The 24,147-nt window shown below is 75.2% G+C and carries 1 protein-coding gene; it reads right to left on the reverse strand.

Annotated elements, in window-relative coordinates:
• Window positions 1–3: 3 nt before the first annotated feature.
• Complete coding sequence (locus tag ACFVXH_RS37440; RefSeq protein WP_387830593.1) at window positions 4–23,940, reverse strand: non-ribosomal peptide synthase/polyketide synthase; 23,937 nt, start codon at window positions 23,938–23,940, stop codon at window positions 4–6.
• Window positions 23,941–24,147 lie beyond the last annotated feature (207 nt).

Raw genomic sequence — 24,147 nt, forward strand, 5'->3', positions numbered from 1 at the left:
GGGTCAGTCCTCCTGGTGGGAAAGGGTGGTGGTGCCGTCGGTGTCGCCGACGGCCTCGGTGATCCTGGCGGCCAGGACCGGTCCGATCTGGGCCAGCGAGCCGGCCTGGGTCATCCGGTCGTGCCGGGTGGTGATCTCGTGGGACTCGATCCGGCCGGTGACGTAGGGGCGCCAGGTCTCGGGCCCGGCGTTGTCCTCGGCGCGGTCGATCGTGGAGTTGAACAGCAGCAGGTCCCCGTCGAAGCCGCCGGGGACGAAGTCGACCGCCAGCTTCGAGTTGTTGATCATGATCTCGACGATCACCTCGACCTGCCGCTCGGTCAGGCCGGCCAGCGCGCTGCCCCGCCGGTTCAGCACCTCGGCGACCTCGGCGTAGGTGATCTCCCGGTCGCCCAGCTCGTCCGGGTCCACGTCGAGCACGCCGACGAGCACGTCCCGCACGGTGGGCACCGGAGCCACCTCGAACCGCACCTCCTTCACCGGGTAGGCGTCGAGGATCGCCAGCAGTGCGGTCCGTTCGCCGCGCGACTGCAGCTCGCAGGCGAGCGCGTGGGCGATCAGCCCGCCGGCGGACCAGCCGAGGAGCAGGTACGGGCCCTCCGGCTGGATCTTCTGGATCTGGTCGGCGTAGTCCGCCGCCATCTCCTCGTAGGACGTCGGCAGGGGTTCGGGCCGGCCGAGGCCGCGCGCCTGGATGGCGTAGACCGGGTGCTGCGGGCCGAGGTGGTTCAGCAGGCCGCTGTACGACCAGCTGATGCCGCCGCCGGGGTGGACGCAGAACAGCGGCGTCCCGGTCCCGGTCGAACGCAGCGGCAGCACCACGTCCAACGCGTCCTCGGGATTGTCCATGACCAGCCGCTCGGTGAGACCGGCCACGGTCGGCGCCTCGAACAGCATCCGCAGGCCCAACTCCAGGCCGAGGGTCTCGCGGACCCGGGAGGCCAGCCGGGCGGCCAGCAGCGAGTGCCCGCCCAGGTCGAAGAAGTTGTCGTCGATGCCCACCTGCTCCCGGCCGAGCACCTCGGCGACGAGGCCGCACAGCAGCTGCTCCTGCGGCGTCCGGGGGCCGCGCCCGGCGGTCGAGGACCCGTACTCGGGGGCCGGCAGGGCGGCCCGGTCGAGCTTGCCGTTGGCGGTCAGCGGCAGCGCGTCCACGGAGACGAACGCCGCCGGCACCATGTAGTCGGGCAGGTCGCGGCGCAGCCGGCCGGACAGCTCGCCCGCCTCGGGCGCCCCCTCCGGGGCGGGCACCAGGTAGGCGACCAGCCGCTTGTCCCCCGGCCGGTCCTCGCGGGCGACCACGGCCGCCTGGGCGACGCCCGGGCAGCCCGCCAGGACGGCCTCGATCTCGCCGGGCTCGATCCGCAGGCCGCGCAGCTTGACCTGGTGGTCGGCGCGTCCGGCGAAGTCCAGCGTGCCGTCGGTCCGCCAGGAGGCGAGGTCGCCGGTGCGGTACATCCGGCTGCCGGACGGCCCGTACGGGTCGGCGGTGAAGCGCTCCGCCGTCAGGCCGGCCCGTCCGAGGTAGCCGCGGGCCACGCCCGTCCCCGCGAGGTACAGCTCGCCGACCATGCCGGTCGGCACCGGGCGCAGCCGCTCGTCGAGCACGTAGGCGCGCATGTTCGCCATCGGCCGGCCGATCGGCACGGTCGCGGCGTGTTCGGGGAGGTCGTCCACCGGGTGCCGGGTGGCCAGGGTGGTGGCCTCGGTGGGCCCGTAGCCGTTGACCACCTCGATGCCGGGGCAGGCCTCCCGCACCCGGGCGACGGCGGCCGGGGAGACCACGTCGCCGCCGGTCCACACCTCGCGCACCCCGGCGAGCAGGCCCGGGCGCTCCTCGGCGACCAGGCGGAACAGTCCGGCCGTGAGCCACAGTCCGGTCACCCCGTGCGCGGTGATGGTGTGCTGGAGCAGGTCGAGGTCGAGCTGCTCCGGCGGCGCCACGACGACCCGGCCGCCGTTGAGCAGCGGCACCCACAGCTCGTAGGTGGAGAGGTCGAAGGCCGTCGGGGAGTGCATCAGCACCCGCGCGTGTCCGCCGCCCCGCCACTCGGGGGTGAGCGCGAGGCCCACCACGTCGCGGTGGGTGACGGCCACGCCCTTCGGCCGGCCGGTCGAGCCGGAGGTGTACATGATGTACGCCAACTGCTCTGGCACACAGGGGACTTCGACGTCGGACGGATCGGCGGCCGCGGACCGCTCCAGTGCGGTGAGCACCTCCCGGGTGAGCACCAGGGCGGCCCCGCTCTCCCGCAGGATCAGGTCGACCCGGGAGGAGGGGAAGCGCGGGTCGAGCGGCACGTAGGCGCCGCCAGCCTTGATGATCGCCAGGATCGCCACGACCAGCTCCGCCGAGCGGTCCAGCATGACCGCGACCGGCGTCTCCGGCCGTACGCCCTGGCGGATCAGCGCCCGCGCCAGGCGGGCGGCCCGCTGGTCGAGCTGCGCGTAGGTCAGCTCGGTGCCGCCCGCGACGACCGCGACCGCCTCCGGGGTGGCCCGCACCTGGCGGGCGAACAGCTCCGGCACCGCGGCCTCCGGCAGCTCGGCCGCGACGCCGGTGGACCCGGCGAGCAGTCGGCAGCGCTCCTCGGCGGGCATGATGTCGATCCGGCTGATCGGCCGGTCCGGGTCGGCGACCGCCGCGCGCAGCAGCCGGGCCAGGCGCTCGAACAGCAGCTCCACGGTGGGCGCGTCGAACAGGTCGGTGGCGTACTCCACCGCGCCGACCAGGCCGTCGGGGGCGCCGTCCGGGCCGAACCGCTCGGCCAGGCTGAAGGTCAGGTCGACCCGGGAGGTGCCGGTCGGCGCCGCCAGGTGGCCGGTCTCCAGCCCTGGCAGCGCGAACTCGCCGACCGGCGCGTTCTGCAGGGCCAGCATGATCTGGAACAGCGGGTGGTGGGCCAGCGACCGCGCGGGGTTGACCACCTCGACCAGGTACTCGAACGGCACGTCCTGGTGGTCGTACGCGCCGAGCGCCTTCTGCCGGACCCGGCCGAGCAGTTCGGCGAAGGTCGGGTCGCCGCCGGTGTCGGTGCGCAGCACCAGGGTGTTGACGAAGAACCCCACCAGCTCGTCCAGCGCCTGGTCGGTCCGGCCGGCGATCGGGCTGCCGACCGGGATGTCCGTGCCGGCGCCGAGCCGGGTGAGCAGGGCCGCGAGTCCGGCCTGGAGCACCATGAACATGCTGGCGCCGCGCGCGGCGGCCAGGTCCCGCAGGGCCTGGTGCAGTTCGGCGTCGAGCCGGACCGCGACCCCGTCGCCGCGCTGGGAGGCCACCGGCGGCCGCGGCCGGTCGGCGGGCAGCTGAAGTTGCTGCGGGACGCCGGCCAGCTCCTCCTTCCAGTAGGCCAGTTGCCGGGCGAACAGACTGTCCGGGTCGGCGGCGTCGCCGAGCAGGTCGCGCTGCCAGGCGCTGTAGTCGGCGTACTGCACCGGCAGCGGGGACCACTGCGGGGCCTCACCGCGGCAGCGGGCCGCGTAGGCCGCGGCGAGGTCACCGGAGAGCGGGCCCATCGACCAGCCGTCGGCGGCGATGTGGTGCACCACGACCAGCAGGGCGTGCCGGTCGGGGGCGAGCGCGTACAGCTCCGCCCGGACCGGCGGCTCCGCGGCCAGGTCGAAGCCGCACCCGGCCGTCTCCGCCAGGCGCCCGGCCAGGGCGCTCTCGTCGATCTCCACCACCGGCAGTGCGGGGCGCGCCTGCTCGGCGCTCAGCACGACCTGGTACGGCACGCCGTCCGTCTCGCGGAACACCGTCCGCAGGCTCTCGTGCCGGGCCACCACGTCCGCGAGCGCGGCGTGCAGGGCCGGGCGGTCCAGCTCGCCGGTCAGGCTGAGCGCGAGCGGCATGTTGTAGGTGGCGCTCGGCCCGTCCATCCGGTGCAGGAACCAGAGACGGCGCTGGGCGAAGGAGAGCGGCACCCGGTCGGGGCGGGCCTGGGCGGTCAGTGCGGGCCGAGCCGCTCCGGAGCCGTCCAGGCGGGCGGCCAGCCCGGCCACGGTGGGGGTCTCGAACAGCGTCCGGACCTCCAGCTCCGCGCCGAGGGTCGCCCGGACCCGGGAGGCCAGGCGGGTCGCCAGCAGGGAGTGCCCGCCCAGGTCGAAGAAGCCGTCGTCGACGCCGACCTGTGCCAGGCCGAGCACCTCGGCGAACAGCTCGGCGAGGAGCTGCTCCTGCGGGGTGCGCGGCGCCCGTCCGACCGCGACCGGGCCGAGGTCGGGGGCGGGCAGAGCACGGCGGTCGAGCTTGCCGTTGGCCGTCAGGGGCAGCGCCTCCAGCGCCACGAACGCCGAGGGGACCAGGTAGTCGGGCAGCCGGTCCCGCAGCCAGTCGCGGAGTTCGCCCAGGAGGGCGCTGGTGCCCCGGTTGCCGGTCGGGCGGTTGGTCAGCGAGGACAGCGGCGCACCCGTGGCCCGGGCCGGCCGGTACGCCTCGACCGGGGAGCCGTGGAGCGCCCGGGGGTCGGTGAAGACGACGTCCACGGCGTCCGCCGCGGCGGCCGACCAGGTGACGGCCGTCGAGCGGCCGAACTCCGAGCCGAGGGCATGGAAGTCCTCCGGGTCGGGGAGGCCGCCGTCCTCCGGGGCGTACAGGCGTTCCAGCAGCTCGGCGAGCGAGCCGTCGCCGTCCTGCACCGCCCGGGCCAGTGCGGCCTCCCGCGCCACCCGGCGGTTCGGCACCCCGGTGATCCGCAGCGCTCCGAGGGGCGACTGGCCGAGCAGCTCGCGCAGTTCGGCCGGTCCGGCGACCTGCCGGCCCCAGGCCAGTTCGACGGACCGCTCCGGGGCCGCCGGGGTGACCGGCGGCTTGTGCAGCGTCACGTCGTAGCGGTAGCGGGTCAGCTCGTTGTGGTGGCGGCCGCGCTTGACCTCCACGGCCGCCGTGCCGATGTCCGTGCCGTGCTCCCGCAGGGCGGTGAAGAAGTCCGGGTCGACCAGCAGCTCCTTCTCCACCCGCAGGGCCTGCTCCACCGTGCGACGCACCGACGTGAGGTCCGCGGCCTCGGCGACCCGGTGGAGCTGGACGGCGGTGGCCAGCGGGCGGAGCAGCCGCAGGTTGCGGACGTCGCCGACGAAGAGCGCGCCGCCGGGGGCGAGCAGCCCCATCAACTTCGCGATCACGTCGGCGAGGTAGTCGGCGGACGGGAAGTACTGCACCACCGAGTTGATCACGATGGTGTCGAACTCCCCGGCCGGGAGCCCGTCGGTGTCGTGCGCCGGGCGGGTCTGCAGGACGACCCGGTCGGCCAGCTCCTTCTGGTCGGCCACCTGGGCGGCCAGCGCGTCGATCGCGGTGGCGGAGAAGTCGGTCGCGAAGTACGTCTCGCAGTGCGGTGCGACCTGCGACAGGAGCAGGCCGGTGCCGACGCCGACCTCCAGCACCCGGCGGGGGCGCAGGGCCAGGATGCGGGCCACCGTGGCGTCCCGCCACTCCCGCATCTGCTCGACCGGGATCGGGCTGGCGTCGTAACTGCTGTTCCAGCCCACGAAGTTCTGGCCGAAGCCGGCGTCCTCGGGAACGATCGGCAGGGCGTCGTAGATGTCCTGCCACTCGCCCACGTGGTCCGCTTCCAGGGCGCTGTCGCGGGCCTCCTCCTGGCGGGGGACGACGTAGCCGACGAGGCGGTCGTCCTGGGCGAGGACGGCGGCCCGGGCGACGGCGGGGTGCTCGGCCAGGGCCGCCTCGACCTCGCCGGGCTCGACCCGGAAGCCGCGCACCTTCACCTGCTCGTCGGCGCGGCCGACGTATTCCAGCTGCTCGTCACCGAGCCAGCGGACCAGGTCGCCGGTGCGGTACATCCGGGCGCCCGGCTCGAACGGGCAGGCCACGAACCGTCCGGCGGTCAAGCCCGGCCGGTCCAGGTAACCCCGGGCCAGACCCGCGCCCGCAACGTAGAGCTCGCCGGGCACACCGGGCGGCACCGGCCGCAGCCGGTCGTCCAGCACGTACACCCGGGCGTTGGCGATCGGCCGGCCGATCGGCGGCACACCCGACCCCGCCGTCAGCGGGTCGCTCATGGTCGCGCAGACCGTGGTCTCCGTCGGACCGTACGCGTTGATCATCCGCCGGCCCGGCGCCCAGCGCGCCACCAGCTCCGGCGGGCACGCCTCCCCCGCCACCACCAGCGTCGACACCGCCACCGAACCCTCCGGCACGGCGGCCAGGACGGACGGCGGCACGGTCACATGGGTGACCGCGAGGCCCGGGTCGGCCAGCGCGGCGACCGGGTCCCCCGCCGGGGGCAGCACCAGGGCCGCGCCGCGCAGCAGCGCGGTGTAGATCTCCGACACCGACGCGTCGAAGCTCGGCGAGGCGAACTGCAGCACCCTGCTGCCGGGTTCGATCGCGAACCGCTCGATCTGGGCCGCGACCAGGCTCGCCACCCCGGCGTGGCTCACCACGACGCCCTTGGGCCGACCGGTCGAACCCGAGGTGTAGATCACGTACGCCGGGTGCCGGACGTCGAGAGCGACCTCCGGGTCGGTCTCCGGCCCGTCGCCCCCGGCCACCATGGCGGGGTCGTCGACCAGCAGCGCCGGGCGGGCGTCCGCCAGCATGAAGTCGATCCGCGCCCGCGGGTACGCCGGATCCACCGGCAGGTACGCCGCCCCGGCCTTCAGGACGCCCAGGACGGCGACCACGGCTTCCACCGAGCGCGGCAGGGCCACCGCCACCAGCTGCTCAGGCCCCACCCCCTGGGCGATCAGCGCGTGAGCGAACCTGTTGGCCCGGGCGTTCAATTGACGGTACGTCAGCTCGATGTCGCCCCGAACGAGGGCGACCGCGTCCGGCGTCGCCGACACCTGCGCCGCGAACGCCTCCGGCACCGGTACGGCGGCCACCTCACGGGCCGTCGCGTTGCCCCGCTCCAGCAGCCGGTGCCGCTCCTCGCCGTCGAGGAGGTCGACCGCGCCGATCGACCGGTCCGGGTCGGCGGTGACGGCCTCCAGCAGGAGCGTCCAGCGCCGTACCAGGGCCTCGACCGTCGAGCGGTCGAACAGGTCGGTGGCGTACTCCGCCGCGCCGACGATCCCGGCCGGGCTCCCGTCCGGACCGAACTGCTCGACGAGGCTCACCCCGAGGTCGAACTTGGCCGTTCCGGTGGCCACCGCGTAGGTGGCCACCTCCAGGCCCGGCAGCGAGAACCGGCCCATCGGGGCGTTCTGCACGGCCAGGATGGTCTGGAACAGCGGGTGGTGCGACAGCGACCGGGACGGGTTCAGCACCTCCACCAGGTGCTCGAACGGCACGTCCTGGTGGGCGTACGCCGACAGCGCCGCCTCCCGGACCCGGCCGAGCAGTTCGGTGAAGCTCGGATCACCACTGGTGTCCGTCCGCAGCACCAGGGTGTTCACGAAGAACCCGACCAGCTCGTCCAGCGCCTCGTCGGTCCGGCCCGCGATCGGCGAACCGATCGGGATGTCCGTGCCCGCGCCAAGCCGCGTGTACAGCGCCGCCAGCGCCGCCTGCAGCACCATGAACAGACTGGTGCCGGTGGTCCGCGCCAACTCGGTCAGCGCGGCGTGCAGTTCGGGGCTCAGCTCCAGGCCGACGTGGTCCCCGTGCCAGCCGGCGACGGCCGGCCGCGGCCGGTCGGCGGGCAGCTGGAGCAGCTCCGGGAGGTCGGACAGCTGGCGCTTCCAGTAGTCGAGCTGCTCGGCGAACCGGCTCTGCGGGTCGGCGGCGTCGCCGAGCAGGTCGCGCTGCCAGAGCGTGTAGTCGGCGTACTGCACCGGCAGCTCCGACCAACCGGGCGCGCGGCCCGCGCTCCGGGCGGCGTACGCCTCGGCGAGGTCGCGGGCCAGCGGGCCGATGGACCAGCCGTCACCGGCGATGTGGTGCATCACCAGCAGCAGCACGTGCTCGTCCGGCGCGACCGCGAACAGCTCCGCCCGCAGCGGCGGCTCCGCCGCCAGGTCGAAGGGCCGCCGGGCGAACTCGGCGAGCCGGCCGTGCAGTTCGTCCTGCGGGACCTCGGTCAGCCCGGCCCGGGGCCGGGCCTCGGCCGGGTCCAGGACCCGCTGGCACGGGACGCCGGCCACCTCCGGGAAGACCGTCCGCAGGCTCTCGTGCCGGGCCGCCACGTCGGCCAGCGCCTCGTCCAGCGCCGCCCGGTCGAGCGTCCCGGTCAGCTGGAGGGCCAGCGGGATGTGGTAGGTCGCGGCCGCGCCGTCCATCCGGTGCAGGAACCAGAGCCGGCGCTGGGCGAAGGACAGCGGCACGGCCTGCGGCCGCTCCCGTACGGCCAGCGTCGGGCGTGCACTGCCCGCCTCGGCCAGCGCCCCGGCCAGACCCGCCACCGTGGACGTCTGGAACAGCGCGCGCAGTCCCAGCTCCACGCCGAGCACCGAGCGCACCCTGGCGGCCAGCCGGGTGGCGAGCAGGGAGTGCCCGCCGAGGTCGAAGAAGTCCTCGTCGACCCCGACCTGCGGCCGGCCCAGCACCTCGGCGAACAGCTCGCAGAGGATCTGCTCCTGCGGAGTGCGCGGCGCCCGGCCCGCCGCCGTGGCCACGGACTCGGGCGCGGGCAGCGCCGCCCGGTCCAGCTTCCCGTTCGGCGTCAGCGGCAGCGCCTCCAGCAGCACGAACGCGGACGGCACCAGGTAGTCCGGCAGGCGCTCGCGCAGGTGCGCCGCCAGCTCCGCCGGACGGGCCGAAACGCCGGGCCTCGGAACCACGTAGCCGACGAGGCGCTCGTCCCGGGCCAGGACCGCCGACTGCGCGACGGCGGGGTGCCCGGCCAGGGCCGCCTCGATCTCGCCGAGTTCGATCCGGAAGCCGCGCACCTTCACCTGGTCGTCGGCGCGGCCGACGTACTCCAACTCCCCGTCGGCGCGCCGAAGCACCAGGTCTCCGGTGCGGTACATCCGCTCCCCCGGCTCGAACGGGCAGGCCACGAACCGCCCGGCCGTCAGCCCCGGCCGGTCCAGGTAACCCCGGGCCAGACCCGCACCGGCGACGTACAACTCCCCCTGCACACCCGGCGGCACCAGGCGCAACCGGTCGTCCAGCACGTAGACCCGGAAGCCCGCGACCGCACGGCCGATCGGCGGCGCACCCGCTCCCGGCGCCAGCGGGTCGCTCATCGTCGCGCAGACCGTGGTCTCGGTCGGGCCGTACGCGTTGATCATCCGCCGCCCCGGCGCCCACCGCGCCACCAGCTCCGGCGGGCACGCCTCCCCCGCCACCACCAGGGTGCCGGCCGTGACCTCGGCACCGTCCACGGCCGCCAGGGCCGAAGGCGGCAGGGTCACATGGGTGACGCCGAGCCGGCGGTCCGTCAGCGACTCCAGCGGGGCCTCGGCCGAGGCCAGGACGAGGGCGGCGCCGCTGAGCAGGGCGCTGCAGACGTCCCAGAACGACGCGTCGAAGCTGGGCGAGGCGAACTGCAGCACCCGACTGCCCGGCCCGACGCCGAGGCGCTCGACCTGCGCCGCTGCCAGGCCCGCCACACCGCCGTGGCTGACCACGACGCCCTTGGGGCGCCCGGTCGAACCCGAGGTGTAGATCACGTAGGCCGGGTGCCGGACGTCGAGAACGACCTCCGGGTCGCTCTCCGGCCCGTCGCCCTCAGCCACCGTGGCGGGGTCGTCGACCACCAGCACCGGCCGGGCGTCCGCCAGCATGAAGTCGATCCGCGCCCGCGGGTACGCCGGGTCCACCGGCAGGTACGCCGCTCCGGCCTTCAGCACACCGAGGACCGCCACCACCGACTCCACCGAGCGCGGCAGGGCCACCGCCACCAGCTGCTCCGGGCCCACGCCCCGGGCGATCAGCGCGTGAGCGAACCGGTTCGCCCGGGCGTTCAGCTCCCGGTACGTCAGCTCGGCCTCGCCGCAGACCAGCGCGACCGCGTCCGGCGCCGCCGCCACCCGTGCCGCGAACAGCTCCGGCAGGCTCGCCCCGGCCGCCCCGCCGTCGACGGCGGGCAGCAGCTCGTGCCGCTCCTCGGCCGACAGCAGGTCGACCGAGCCGATCGGCTGCTCGGGTGCGGCAGCGACCGCGGTCAGCAGGCGGGTCCAGCGGGCGACCAGGGCCTCGACCGTCGAGCGGTCGAACAGGTCGGTGCTGTACTCCACCGCACCGCTGAGCCCGGCTGGCGCGCCGTCGGGCCCGTGCTCCTCCGCGAACCCGAAGGTCAGGTCGAGCCGCGCGGTCCCGGTGAGGACGTTCACCCCGGAGACCCGGACGCCCGGCAGCTCGAAGTCGCCGCCCGGCGCGTTCTGGACGACCAGCCCGGTCTGGTACAGCGGGTGGTGGGAGAGCGACCGGGACGGGTTCAGCGCCTCCACCAGGTGCTCGAACGGCACGTCCTGGTGCGCGTACGCCGACAGCGCCGTCTCCCGGACCCGGCCGAGCAGTTCGGTGAAGCTCGGATCGCCGCTGGTGTCCGTCCGCAGCACCAGGGTGTTGATGAAGAACCCGACCAGCTCGTCGAGCGCCTCGTCGGTCCGGCCCGCGATCGGCGAGCCGATCGGGATGTCCGTGCCCGCGCCGAGCCGCGTGTACAGCGCCGCCAGCGCGGCCTGCAGCACCATGAACAGGGTCGCACCCGAGCGTCGCGCCAACTCCACGAGTGCCGCGTGCAGTTCGGCGTCGATCCGGACGTCCAGCAGGTCGCCGCCGTACGACATGGCGGCCGGGCGCGGCCGGTCCGCGGGCAGTGGGAGCTGCTCGGGCAGCCCGGCCAGCGCCTCCTTCCAGTAGGCGACCTGGCGTGCGAACAGGCTGTCGGCGTCGTGCTCGTCGCCGAGGATCTCGTGCTGCCACAGGGTGTAGTCGCCGTACGTCACCGGCAGCGGCGGCCAGTCCGGCGCCCCGCCGCCCTGGCGGGTGGTGTAGGCGGTGGCCAGGTCGCGGGCCAGCGGGCCCATGGACCAGCCGTCCCCGACGATGTGGTGCATCACCAGCAGCAGCACGTGCTCGTCCGGCGCGACCGCGAACAGCTCGGCCCGCAGCGGCACTTCCGAGGTCAGGTCGAAGCCGCGCACCGCGGCCTCGCGCAGCAGCGCGGGCACCTCCGCCTCGCCGGCCGCGCGGACGGTCAGCGGGACGGCGGCCTCGGTGCTGTCCAGCACGCGCTGGAACGGGATTCCGGCGGTCTGCGGGAACACCGTGCGCAGCGTCTCGTGCCGGGCCACCACGTCGGCGAGCGCGGCGCTCAGCGCGGCCCGGTCGAGGCGGCCGGAGAGCCGCAGGGCCAGCGGCATGTGGTACGTGGCGCTGGGCGCCCCGAACTGCTGGAGGAACCAGAGCCGGCGCTGGGCGAAGGACAGCGGCAGCGGTTCCTCCCGGCGCGGCCTGGGCACCAGGGCCTGCCGCGCGGTGCCGGCGTCGTGCAGCCCGGCGGCCAGCCCGGCGGGTGTCGGGGTCCGGAACAGGCTGCGCAGCTCCAGCTCGACCCCGAGGGTCGCCCGGACCCGGGACACCAGCCGGGTGGCGAGCAGGGAGTGCCCGCCCAGCGCGAAGAAGTCCTCGTCGACCCCGACCCGGGCCAGGCCCAGCACCTCGGCGAACAGCTCGCACAGGATCTGCTCCTGCGGCGTGCGCGGCGCCCGGCCCGTCTCCCTGGCCGTGGCCTCGGGCGCGGGCAGCGCCGCCCGGTCCAGCTTTCCGTTCGGCGTCAGCGGCAGCGCGTCGAGCAGCATGAACGCGGAGGGCACCAGGTAGTCCGGCACCCGGCCGCGCAGGTACGCCGTCAGCGCCGCCGCGGTCGCCCCGCTCCCGGCCGACGGGACGACGTACGCGACGATCCGGTCCTCCCGGGCGAGCACCGCGACCTGGGCGACGCCCGGGTGGGCGGTCAGCTCGGCCTCGATCTCGCCCGGTTCGACCCGGAAGCCGCGCACCTTCACCTGGTGGTCGACCCGGCCGGCGAACTCCAGCTCCCCGTCGGCCCGCCAGCGCACTAGGTCGCCGGTGCGGTACATCCGGCTGCCCGCCGGACCGTACGGGTCGGCGACGAAGCGCCCGGCGGTGAGCCCGGGCCGGTTCAGGTAGCCGCGGGCCAGGCCCGCCCCGGCCAGGTACAGCTCGCCCAGCACCCCGGGAGAGACCGGGCGCAGGGCCGAATCCAGCACGTAGACGCGGCAGTTGGCGATCGGACGGCCGATCGGCACCGGCAGCGGGCAGTCCGCCGGGTCGGCCGGCAGCGGGTAGGCGGTGATCACATGGGTCTCGGCGGGGCCGTAGTGGTTGTGCAGCACCCGGCCGGGCCGACGGCCCTGGAAGCGGCGCACCGCACCGCTCAGGCGCATCGCCTCACCGGCCTGGGCGACCAGCCGCAGGTGCGGCAGCTCCAGCCCGGCCTCCTCGGCGGCCTCGGCGAGCGCCTCGACCACCAGGTTGGGCGCGAACAGCTCCTCGACCCCGTGCCGGTCCAGCCAGTGGGCGAACAGCTCGGCGCTGCGGCGCTGTTCCTCCGTCGGCACCACCAGGGTCTTGCCGTACAGCAGCGCGGAGAGCACCTCCTGCACCGAGACGTCGAAGCTGATCGCGGTGAACTGCGCGGTGCGTGTGCCGGGTTCGCCGCCGACGGCCTCGTGGTGCCACTCCAGCAGGTTCAGCAGCCCGGCGGCGGGCATCACCACGGCCTTGGGCCGGCCGGTGGAGCCCGAGGTGTAGATGACGTAGGCCGGGTGCCGTGCGTCCACGGTGACGACGGGGTCGGTCTCCGGGTGGTCCCCGTCCGGTGTGACGGCCGCGAGGTCGTCGAGCACGACGGCCGGCCGGGCGTCCTCCAGCATGTACGCGATGCGGGCGGCCGGGTAGTCCGGGTCGACCGGCAGGTACGCCGCGCCCGTCTTGAGCACGGCGAGGACGGCGACCACCAGCTCGGCCGAGCGCGGCAGCCGCAGGGCGACGGTCTGCTCCGGCCCGACGCCCCGCGCGATCAGCGCGTGCGCCAGCCGATTGGCCCGGGCGTTCAGCTCGCCGTACGTCAGCACGGTGGACTCGAACACCACGGCCGGGGCCTCCGGGGTCGCCCGGACCCGCGCCTCGAACAGCGCGGGCAGGCTCTCGACGGGCACCGGGCGGGCGGTGTCGTTGCACGCGACCAGCAGCTCGTGCCGCTCCTCGGCGGTGAGGACGTCGATCCGGCTCAGCGGCCGGTCCGGCTCGGCGACCACCGCCGCCAGCAGCCGCAGCCACCGGGCGAGCAGCGTCTCCACCGTGGCGTGGTCGAACAGGTCGGTGCTGTACTCGACCCGCCCGGCGATGCCCTCGGCCGGCCCGCCGGTGCCGCCGTGCTCCAGCAGGTGGAAGCCGAGGTCGAACATCGCGGTAGGCGTGCGCACCAGGAGGATCTCGGAGTCCAGACCGTCCAGCGCGAACTCGATGCGGGGCACGTTCTGCAGCGCGAGCAGCACCTGGAAGAGCGGCTGGCGGGCGAGCGACCGGGCCGGGTTGAGGGCCTCGACGACGTGCTCGAAGGGCAGGTCCTGGTGGGCGTACGCGCCGAGCGCGCCCTCCCGGACCCGGGCCAGCAGCTCGGCGAAGGTCGGGTCGCCCGAGGTGTCGGTGCGCAGCACCAGGGTGTTGACGAAGAAGCCGACGAGGTCGTCCAGCGCCTGGTCGGTCCGGCCGGCGATCAGGCTGCCGACCGGGATGTCGGTGCCCGCGCCGAGCTTGTCCAGCAGCGAGGCCAGGGCGGCCTGCAGCACCATGTAGACGCTGGCGCCGTGCTCCCGGCCCAGCCGGACCAGTCCGGCGTGCAGTTCGGCGTCCAGTTCGACGTCGAGGTGTCCGCCGGCGTAGGAGGGGGTCGCGGGGCGGTGGCGGTCGGCGGGGAGCCGGAGCTGCTCCGGCAGGCCGGCCAGTGTCCGCGTCCAGTGGTCCGCCTGGCGGGCGAACAGGCTGTCCGGGTCCGCCGCGTCGCCGAGCAGGTCGCGCTGCCAGAGCGTGTAGTCGGCATACTGCACGGGCAGCGGCGCCCACCGCGGCTCCTCGCCCCGGCGGCGGGCGGCGTACGCGGTGGCCAGGTCGGCCGCCAGCGGGCCCAGCGACCAGCCGTCACCGGCGATGTGGTGCATCACCAGGAGCAGCACGTGCTCCTCCGCCGAGAGCTCGAACACCTCGGCGCGCAGCGGCGGTTCGGCCGCGAGGTCGAATCCGCGCGCCGCTGCCGCCGCCAGCCGTTCCGGCAGGGCCGGTTCGTCGACCGGGGTGACCGACAGCGTCGGGCGTGCCGCTCCGGCGGGCAGCACCTGCTGGTGGGGAACCCCGTCCACGGCCGGGAAGACGGTGCGCAGGGTCTCGTGCCGGGCACTGACGTCGCCCAGCGCCGCCTCCAGGGCCGCCAGGTCCAGCGGTCCCGAGAGCCGCCACGCGAGCGGCATGTTGTAGACGGAGTCGGCGCCCTCCAGCTGGCGCAGGAACCACAGCCTCCGCTGGGCGGACGACAGCGGCACCAGCGCGGGCCGCTCCGCCCGCTCCAAGGCGAGCCGGGCCCGGCCGGCCCCGCCGAGGCCGGCGGCCAGCCCGGCCACCGTCGGCGTCTCGAAGAGGGCGCGCAGCTCCAGTTCCACCCCGAGGGCGGCCCGCGCCCGGGCGACCAGCCGGGTGGCGAGCAGGGAGTGCCCGCCGAGGTCGAAGAAGTCGTCGTCGGCCCCGACCTCGGCCACGCCCAGCATCTCGGCGAACAGCTCCGCGAGGACCTGCTCCTGCGGGGTGCGCGGTGCGCGGCCGGTCGTCGGCGCGGTGTGGACGGGTGCGGGCAGCGCGCGCCGGTCCAGCTTGCCGGTGGCGGTCAGCGGCAGGCTCTCCAGGGCGACGAAGGCGGTCGGGACCATGTACTCCGGCAGTCGCTCGCGCAGGTGCGCCCGCAGCTCCTCCGGCCGGAGTTCCGCCCCGGTGACGGGCACCGGGTAGGCGACCAGCCGCGCGTCCCCGGCCCGGTCCTCCCGGACCGTCACGGCGACCTGGGCGACCTGCGGGTGCTCCGCCAACGCCGCCTCGACCTCGCCGAGTTCGATCCGGAAGCCGCGCACCTTCACCTGGTCGTCGGTCCGGCCGAGGAACTCCATGTTCCGGTCGGCGCCCCAGCGGACCAGGTCGCCGGTGCGGTACATGCGCGTGCCGGTCGGACCGAACGGGTCCGCCACGAAGCGTCCGGCGGTGAGGCCCGGCCGGTTCAGGTAGCCGCGGGCCAGGCCCGCCCCGGCGAGGTACAGCTCGCCCGCCACGCCCGCGGGCACCGGGCGCAGCGTGCTGTCGAGAACGTACAGCCGGAGGCCCCCGAGCGGCCGGCCGATCACCGGGCGCGGACTCGATCCCAGCGGTGCGACGACGGCGTCCACCGTGCATTCGGACGGCCCGTAGTAGTTCAGGCAGGACACGCCCTCGACGGCCCGCAGCCGCTCCCACAGTCGGTCCGGAACGGCCTCCCCGCCCATCGAGACCACCGAGGGACGGCGCTCCGGGTCGTCCAGGAGTCCCCGGGCGACGAGCTCGTGCAGGTAGGACGGGGTGGCGTTGACGTAGTCCAGCCCGGCGCGCCTGACGTAGTCGACGAAGGCGTCCGGGTCGGACCAGGTCGCCTCGTCCAGGACGTGCAGTTCGTGGCCCGCGTACAGGCTGGACAGCTGGTCGCAGGAGGCGTCGAAGGACACCGAGGTGGTCAGCCCGATGCGCAGCCGCTCCTTCGTCCCCCGGGGGAACAGCAGCGGACGCTGGCTGACGAAGAGGTTGAGCAGGCCGCCGTGGGTCGACAGCACGCCCTTGGGCCTGCCGGTGGAACCGGAGGTGTAGATCACGTAGGCCGGGTGCCCCGGGTCGATGGCGACCAGCGGGTCCGTCGCCGGGCAGTCGGCCACCAGGGCGGCCGTCGCCGGGTCGTCGAGCACCAGCCACCCGGCCGGACCGGCCTCCGGCAGCCCGTCCCGGGTCCGGGCGTCGGTCACCACCAGGACCGGGCCTGCGTCGTCCAGCATGTGCCCTATCCGCGCGGCCGGGTACTCGGGATCGACCGGGACATAGGCCGCCCCGGTCCGCAGCACGGCGAGGATCGCCACGACCAGTTCGGCCGACCTCGGCAGGGCGACCGCCACCAGCCGCTCCGGCCCGGCGCCCCGGGCGATCAGGGCGTGCGCCAGCCGGTTCGCCCGCGCGTCCAGCTCCTCGTACGTCAGCGAGACGTCCCCGCTCACCAGCGCCACCTGGTCCGGCGTCGCCCGCACCTGCGCCCGGAACAGCTCCGGCACGCTCGCGGCCGGGAGCTCCACCTCCGGTCCGGTGCCCAGGGCCGCCAGGTCGCCGTGCTCCTCGGCGGAGAGCAGGCCGTACCGGCTGAGCCGCCGCCGCGGGTCGGCGACCACGGCGCGGAGCAGCCGCTCCAGGCGCCCGAACATCGTCTCGACGGTGGCCGGGTCGTAGAGGTCGCCGGCGTACTCGACGAGCCCGTCGATCCCCTCCGGGGAACCGTCCGGCGCCTGCCGCTCGGACAGGGTGAAGATCAGGTCGAGCTTGGCGGTGGTCGTCGTCAACGGCATGTCGTCGACGTTCAGCCCGGGCGGCGCGAAGTCGGCCCGGGGCGCGTTCTGCAGCACCAGCATGACCTGGAACAGCGGGTGGTGCGCCAGCGAGCGCACCGGGTTGAGGGCCTCGACCAGGTGCTCGAACGGCAGGTCCTGGTGGGCGTACCCGGCCAGCGAGGTGTCCCGGACCCGGTCCAGCAGTTCGGCGAAGGTCGGATCGCCCGAGGTGTCGGTGCGGAAGACCAGGGTGTTGACGAAGTAGCCGACCAACTCGTCCAGCGCCTGGTCGGTCCGGCCGGCGACCGGGCTGCCGACCGGGATGTCGTCGCCCGCGCCGAGCTTGCTCAGCAGCGCCGCCAGGCCGGCCTGGAGGACCATGAAGAGACTGGTGCCGTGCTCGCGGGCGAGCGCGCGCAGCGCACGGTGCAGTTCGGCGTCCAGTCCGGCGTGCACGAAGCCGCCCCGGTGCGAGGCGACGGCCGGGCGGGGCCGGTCGGCGGGCAGCTGGATCCGCTCCGGGAGGCCGGCCAACTGCCCTGTCCAGTAGGCCGCCTGGCGGGCGAACGGGCTGTCCGGGTCGGTGGAGTCGCCGAGCAGCTCGTGCTGCCACAGGGTGTAGTCGGCGTACTGGACCGGCAGGCCCTCCCACCGCGGTGCCCCGCCGCGGCAGCGCGCCGCGTAGGCGGCGGTCAGGTCCTGCGTGAGCGGGCCCAGCGACCAGCCGTCACCCGCGATGTGGTGGAGCACCAGCTGGAACACGTGCTCGTCCGCCGCCAGTTCGAACAGCTCGACCCGCAGCGGCGCGTCGGCCGCCAGGTCGAACGGCCGGTCCTTCGCCGCCGCCATCAGGGTGGGCAGCCCGGCCTCCGTGGCTCGGCTCACGAGCAGCCGCGGGCGGGCCGCCACGACGTCCAGCACCCGCTGGTGCGGGACGCCGTCGACGGCCGGGAAGACGGTCCGCAGGCTCTCGTGCCGTCCGACCACGTCCGCGAGGGCGGCCTCCAGGGCCCGCCGGTCCAGCTCCCCGGACAGCCGCCAGGCCAGCGCGATGTGGTAGTTCGCGCCGGCGCCCTCCAGCTGGTGCAGGAACCAGAGCCGCCGCTGCGCGAAGGACAGCGGGACCGCCTCGGGGCGCTCGCGCCGCACCAGGGCGGTCTGCGCCGGTCCGGCCGCCACCAGGGCGGCGGCCAGGGCGGCCGGGGTCGGCGCCTCGAACAGGGTGCGCAGCGGCATCTCCACGCCGAGCGTCGCGCGGATCCGGGCAGCCAGGCGGGTGGCGAGCAGGGAGTGCCCGCCGAGGTCGAAGAAGCCGTCCTCGACGCCGGCCGACGCCACGCCCAGGACCTCGGCGAACAGCTCGCAGAGCACCTGCTCCTGCGGGGTGCGCGGGGCACGGCCGGAGGCCGCCGGGGCGAGGTCGGGGGCGGGCAGGGCCCGGTGGTCCAGCTTGCCGTTGGCGGTCAGCGGCAGCGCGTCCAGCGCGACGAACGCCGAGGGCACCATGTGCTCCGGCAGCCGCTCGGCGAGGTGCTCGCGCAGCTCGGCCGGGCGCGGTTCGGCGCCCGGGGCCGGCACCAGGTAGGCGACCAGCCGGGTGTCGTCGGCGCGGTCCTGCCGGGCGAGGACGGCGACCTGGGCGACGCCGGGGTGCGCGGCCAGCGCCGCCTCGATCTCGCCGAGTTCGATCCGGAAGCCGCGCACCTTCACCTGCTGGTCGGCCCGGCCGACATAGCTCAGGCCGCCGTCGGCGGCCCGGCGCACCACGTCACCGCTGCGGTACATCCGCGATCCGGCCGGTCCGAACGGGTCCGCGACGAACCGTCCGGCGGTGAGGCCGGGCCGGTTCAGGTAGCCGCGCGCCAGGCCGGGGCCCGCGACGTACAGCTCGCCGGGCACGCCCGGGGCCACCGGCCGCAGGCCGTCGTCGAGCACGTACGTCCGCAGGTCCGGGAGGGCCGCGCCGATCCCGCCGGCGCCGGTGCCGGACCGGTCGAGCGCGGCGTGGGTGACGTGCACGGTGGTCTCGGTGATGCCGTACATGTTGACCAGCCGCGGCGCGTCCTCCGGGTGCCGCTCGTACCAGCTCGCGAGCCGGGCGTGCTCCAGCGCCTCGCCGCCGAACACCACGGTGCGCAGGGCGAGTTCACGCGGCTGCTCGGCGTCCGCCTGCATCAGCTGGTAGAAGGCGGACGGCGTCTGGTTGAGGACGGTCACCCGCTCGCGGGCGAGGAGCTCCAGGAACCGGCCGGGCGAGCGGCTGGTCTCGTGGTCCACGACCACGAGGCGGCCGCCGTGCAGCAGCGGGCCCCACAGCTCCCAGACGGAGAAGTCGAAGGCGTAGGAGTGGAAGAGCGTCCAGACGTCCTCGGCGGTGAAGCCGAACAGCTCCTCCGTCGTCCGGAACAGGCGCACCACGTTGCGGTGCGGGACCACGACGCCCTTGGGGTTGCCGGTGGAGCCGGAGGTGTGGATGACGTAGGCGGCGTGGCCGGGGTCGACGGCGACCCCCGGGTCGGTGTCCGGCCGCCCGTCCAGGTCGGCGGAGTCCAGCAGCAGCCGGTCCAGGTGGTCCGCCCCCGGCAGCTCGCCGACAGCGCTCGTCGTGACGAGCAGCGCGGGCCGGGTGTCCTGGAGCAGGTAGGAGATCCGGGCCGCCGGATACGTCGGGTCCACCGGCACGTAGGCGCCGCCGGCCTTGAGCACCGCGAGGACGGCCACGACCAGGTCCGCCGAGCGCGGCAGGGCCAGGGCCACCAGCCGCTCCGGGCCCACGCCCCGCTCGATCAGCGCGTGCGCGAGCCGGTTGGCCCTGGCATTCAACTCGCCGTAGGAGAAGGTTGCTTCACCATCCGCGAGGGCGACGGCGGCCGGGTCGATCCGGACCTGCCGCTCGAAGAGCGCGGTCAGACTGCCTTCCGGCGCGTCCTCCTCCTCGGTACGGGCCGGGAGCAGCGCGCGGAGCTCCTCGGCGGACAGCACGTCCACCCGGCCGATCCGTCGGCCCGGGTCGGCGACGACGGCGCGCAGCAGCCGCAGCCACCGGTCGACGATGCCCGCCGCGGTGGCCTCGTCGAACAGGTCGGTGCTGTACTCCAGGACGCCCGAGAGGCCCTCGGGCTGCTCGGCCAGGATGAAGGTCAGGTCGCACTTGGCCGTCCCGGTGTGCACCAGGTCGGTCGTCACCCGCAGCCCGGGCAGGTCGACGGTGTCGAGCGGCGCGTTCTGCAGGGCGAGCATGGTCTGGAACAGCGGGTGGTGCGCCAGGGTCCGGGTCGGGTTCAGCGCCTCCACCAGGTGCTCGAACGGCACGTCCTGGTGGGCGTACGCGGCCAGCGCGTCGGAGCGCACCCGGCCCAGCAGCTCGGTGAAGGACGGGTCTCCGGACAGGTCGGTGCGCAGCACCAGGGTGTTGACGAAGAAGCCGACCAGGTCGTCCAGGGCCTCGTCGGTGCGGCCGGCGATCGGGGTGCCGATCGGGACGTCGCTGCCCGCGCCGAGCTTGCCGAGCAGGGCGGCCAGCCCGGCCTGGAGCACCATGAAGAGGCTGGCGCCGCCGTCGCGGGCGAGGTCGCGCAGGCCCTGGTGCAGCTCGGCGTCGATCCGCACCGGCAGGTGGGCGCCCCGGTAGGACATCACCGCCGGACGGGACCGGTCGAAGGGCAGCTCCACCTGCTCGGGCAGGTCCGCCAACCGCTCCCGCCAGTAGGCGAGCTGGCCGCTGAGCAGGCTGTCCGGGTCGGCGCCGTCACCGAGCAGCTCCCGCTGCCAGAGGGCGTAGTCGGCGTACTGGACGGGCAGCGGCGACCACTGCGGCTTCGCGCCCCCGGTACGGGCCGCGTAGGCGGTCCGCAGGTCCCGCAGGAGCGGCCCCGCCGACCAGCCGTCACCGGCGATGTGGTGCACGACCAGCAGCAGCACGTGCTCCTCGGCGCCGAGCCGGAACAGCTCGGCGCGCAGCGGCGGCTCCTCGGCGAGCTCGAAGCCGTACCGCGCCGCCTCTCCCAGCAGGTCCGGCAGCTCGCGCCCGCCGGCCTCGGTGACCCGCAGCCCCGGCCGGGCCTCGTCGGCCTCCAGCACCCGCTGGCACGGCACGCCGTCGACCACCGGGAAGACGGTGCGCAGGCTCTCGTGCCGCTCGACCAGGTCCGCCAGGGCGGCGTCCAGGGCCCGCTGGTCGAGGGTTCCGCCGAGCCGCAGCGCCAGCGGGATGTTGTACGTGGCGCTCGGGCCCTCCATGCGGTGCAGGAACCACAGCCGGCGCTGCGCGAAGGACAGCGGGACGGCCGCGGGCCGCTCGCGCCGCCCGAGCGCCGGGCGGGCCCGGCCCGCGACGTCCACCGCCGCGGCCAGTCCCGCCACCGTCGGCGCGTCGAACAGGTCGCGCAGCCCCAGCTCCACGCCCAGCACCGACCGGGCCCGGGCGACCAGCCGGGTGGCCAGCAGGGAGTGCCCGCCGAGGTCGAAGAAGTCGTCGTCGGCGCCGGCCTCCGGCACGCCGAGCACCTCGGCGAACAGCCCGGCGAGCAGCTGCTCGGTCGCGGTGCGCGGGGCCCGGCCCCGGTCCGCGGGCTGCCGGTCGGGCGCGGGGAGGGCCCGCCGGTCGAGCTTGCCGTTCGGCGTCAGGGGCAGGGCGTCCAGCAGCACGAAGGCCGAGGGCACCATGTGCTTGGGCAGCCGCTCCCGGAGGTGTTCGCGCAGGGCGGTGTCGGTGACCGTGGCGCCGGGCTCGGCGACGGCGTAGGCGACCAGCCGGGGCTCGTCCTCGGTGCGCACCACGGCGGCGGCCCCGGCGACCAGCGGGTGCTCGGCGAGCACGGCCTCGACCTCGCCGAGCTCCACCCGGAAGCCGCGGACCTTGACCTGGTCGTCGGTGCGCCCGAGGAACTCCAGCTGCCCCTCGGCGTTCCAGCGCACCAGGTCGCCGGTGCGGTACATGCGCGAGCCGGCCGGACCGTACGGATCGGCGACGAACCGCCCGGCGGTGAGGCCCGGCCGGTTCAGGTAGCCGCGGGCCAGGCCGGGCCCGGCGATGTACAGCTCGCCGGGCGTGCCGGCCGGCAGCGGCCGCAGGGCGCCGTCGAGCACGTGGAGCCGGACGTTGGTGGCGGGCCGGCCGATGACCGGGAACGGGCTCGACCCCACGGAGGCGACCACCGGGTTGACGGTGCACTCGGACGGTCCGTAGAGGTTGAGGCAGGACACCCCGTCCGCCGCCCGCAGGTCCGCCCACAGCCGCTCCGGGACGGCCTCGCCGCCGGCCGCGACCACCGCCGGGCGCCGGTTCCCGTCGGCCAGGAGCCCGTGGGCGACCAGGACCTGGAGGTAGGACGGGGTGGCTTCGACGTAGTCCAGCCCGTGGCGCGCCGCGTAGCCGACGAAGGCGTCGGGATCGGTCCAGGTCTCGTGGTCCAGGACGTGCAGCTCGTGGCCCGCGAACAGGGCGAGCAGCTGGTTCCACGAGGCGTCGAAGGACACCGACGTGGTCAGGGCCACCCGCCGCCGCGGCCGGTCGCCCGTCACCGGCGGGAGGTGGACCTGCCGGAGGTCGGTGAGCAGGTTGAGCAGGCCGCCGTGGGTCGGCGCCACGCCCTTGGGCCGGCCGGTGGAGCCGGAGGTGTGGATGACGTACGCCGGGTGGCCCGGGTCGACGGCCGCCATCGGGTCGGCCGCCGGCAGGCCGTTCACCAGGTCGGCCGTCTCCGGGTCGTCGAGCACCAGCCGGTCGACGGAGCCCTCCCCCGGCAGCCGCGCCGCGCTGAGGGTGTCGGTCACCACCAGGGCCGGGCCGGCGTCGTCGAGCAGGTGGGCGATCCGGGCGGCGGGGTACTCGGGATCGACCGGGACGTAGGCCGCGCCGGTCTTCAGCACCGCGAGGATCGCCACGACCAGTTCGGCCGACCTCGGCAGTGCCACCGCCACTAACCGCTCCGGCCCGGCGCCCCGGGCGATCAGGGCGTGCGCCAGCCGGTTCGCCCGCGCGTCCAGCTCCGCGTACGTCAGCGACGCTTCCGGCCCCACCACCGCGACGGCGTCCGGCGTGGCCCGCGCGTGCTTGCGGAACAGCTCCGGCAGGGTCTCGGCCGGGAGTTCCGCCGTCGGCCCGGTACCGAGGGCGGCCACCTCGCGGTGCTCCTCGGCGGTGAGCAGGTCGATCCGGCTCAGCGGCTCGTCCGGGTCGCAGTCCGCGACGGCGTCGAGCAGGGCGATCAGCCGCCGCTGGTGGGCGGCGAGATCGTCCGCGCCGTACGCCTCGGGCGAGCCGTGCAGCCTGAGCAGCGGCGGGTTGCCGTCCCGGTAGTCGAACACCCAGACGGCCAGGTCGCTGGTCGATCCCGACACGAAGTGGTGCACGGAGGCGGGGTGCCCGGCGAAGGTCGGCCGGGAGTTGAACGCCATGATGTTGACGATCAGCGGGAACGCCGTCCCGATGCTGCCGGGGGCCCCGAGGTCCCGCAGCAGGTCCTCGCTGCGGTACCGCTCGTGCGCGACGGCCGCCTCGACCTCCCGCGCCGCCTGGGCGACGAGGTCGCCCCACGGCATGTCCGGTCGTACGGTCAGCCGCAGGGGCACCACGTTGGACATCGTGCCGGGCACCGCCGTCAGGTCGCGGTCGGCGGACCGCCGGGCCGTGACGGGGAGGGCGAGCACCACGTCCCGCGTTCCGGTCAGCCGGTGCGCGTAGAGCGCCGCCGCCGCGACCACCAGGCGGGACCAGCGGACGCCGGTCCTCGCCGCCGCGGCGCGCAGCGCGTCCGGGCGCCGCAGTTCCCGCTCCTCGGCCAGCCGCAGCGCGCGGTCCGGGTCGGTCGGGGCCGTGCGGGTCAGCCGGGTCGGTTCCGGCCGGTCGGCGAATCGTTCCGTCCAGTAGTCGCGGTCGGCGGTGAAGTCCGCCGACGCGCGGTAGGCGGCGTCGCTGTCGACCAGGTCCCGCAGCGGGCCGAACGGGGACGGCGGCACCGGGCCGCCGTCGGCCAGCGCCGAGTACACCTCGCCGACCCGCCCGCGGACCATCGAGCTGCTGATCGCGTCCAGCACCACGTGGTGGTAGTTCAGGTACCAGAGGTACTCGGTCGGCGACAGCCTGACCAGCGCGTGGCCGAACAGCGGGTCGCGCGCGAGGTCCAGCGGGCGCAGCAGGTCCCGCTCCATCCACTCCAGGGCCGCCGCACGGGGTTCGGGCTCCCCGCTGAGGTCCAGGTGGGCCGGTGCCCAGTCCCAGGTCTCGCGGAGGACCTGGCGCGGGCCCTCGCCGTCGTCGACGAAGGTCACGTGCAGGGCGTCGACCTCGTCGACCACCCGGCGCAGCGCCGTCTCGAACAGCTCCGGGTCCACCGGCCCGTGGATCTCCAGGCACTCGCCGACGCGGTAGCCGGGGATCGGTGTGCGGGAGCGTTGTTCGGCGAGCCAGATCTCGCGCTGGGCCCCGGTCAGGGGAAGGACGTCGCCGTCGCGACGGGACATGGGAAGACCTCCGGAAGAGTGTGGGCGGGCAGGCGCGCAGGACGCGCCGACTGCGGTGGCGTCACGCTGTCGGCGGGCGGAGCGGCCTGGTGGGTGGCATCACGCTGTCGGCGAGCGGAGCGGCCTGGTCGGTGGCATCACGCTGTCGGCGAGCGGAGCGGCCTGGTCGGTGGCATCACGCTGTCGGCGAGCGGAGCGGCCTGGTGC

Source organism: Kitasatospora sp. NPDC058184 (assembly GCF_042883725.1).
GTDB lineage: Bacteria > Actinomycetota > Actinomycetes > Streptomycetales > Streptomycetaceae > Kitasatospora.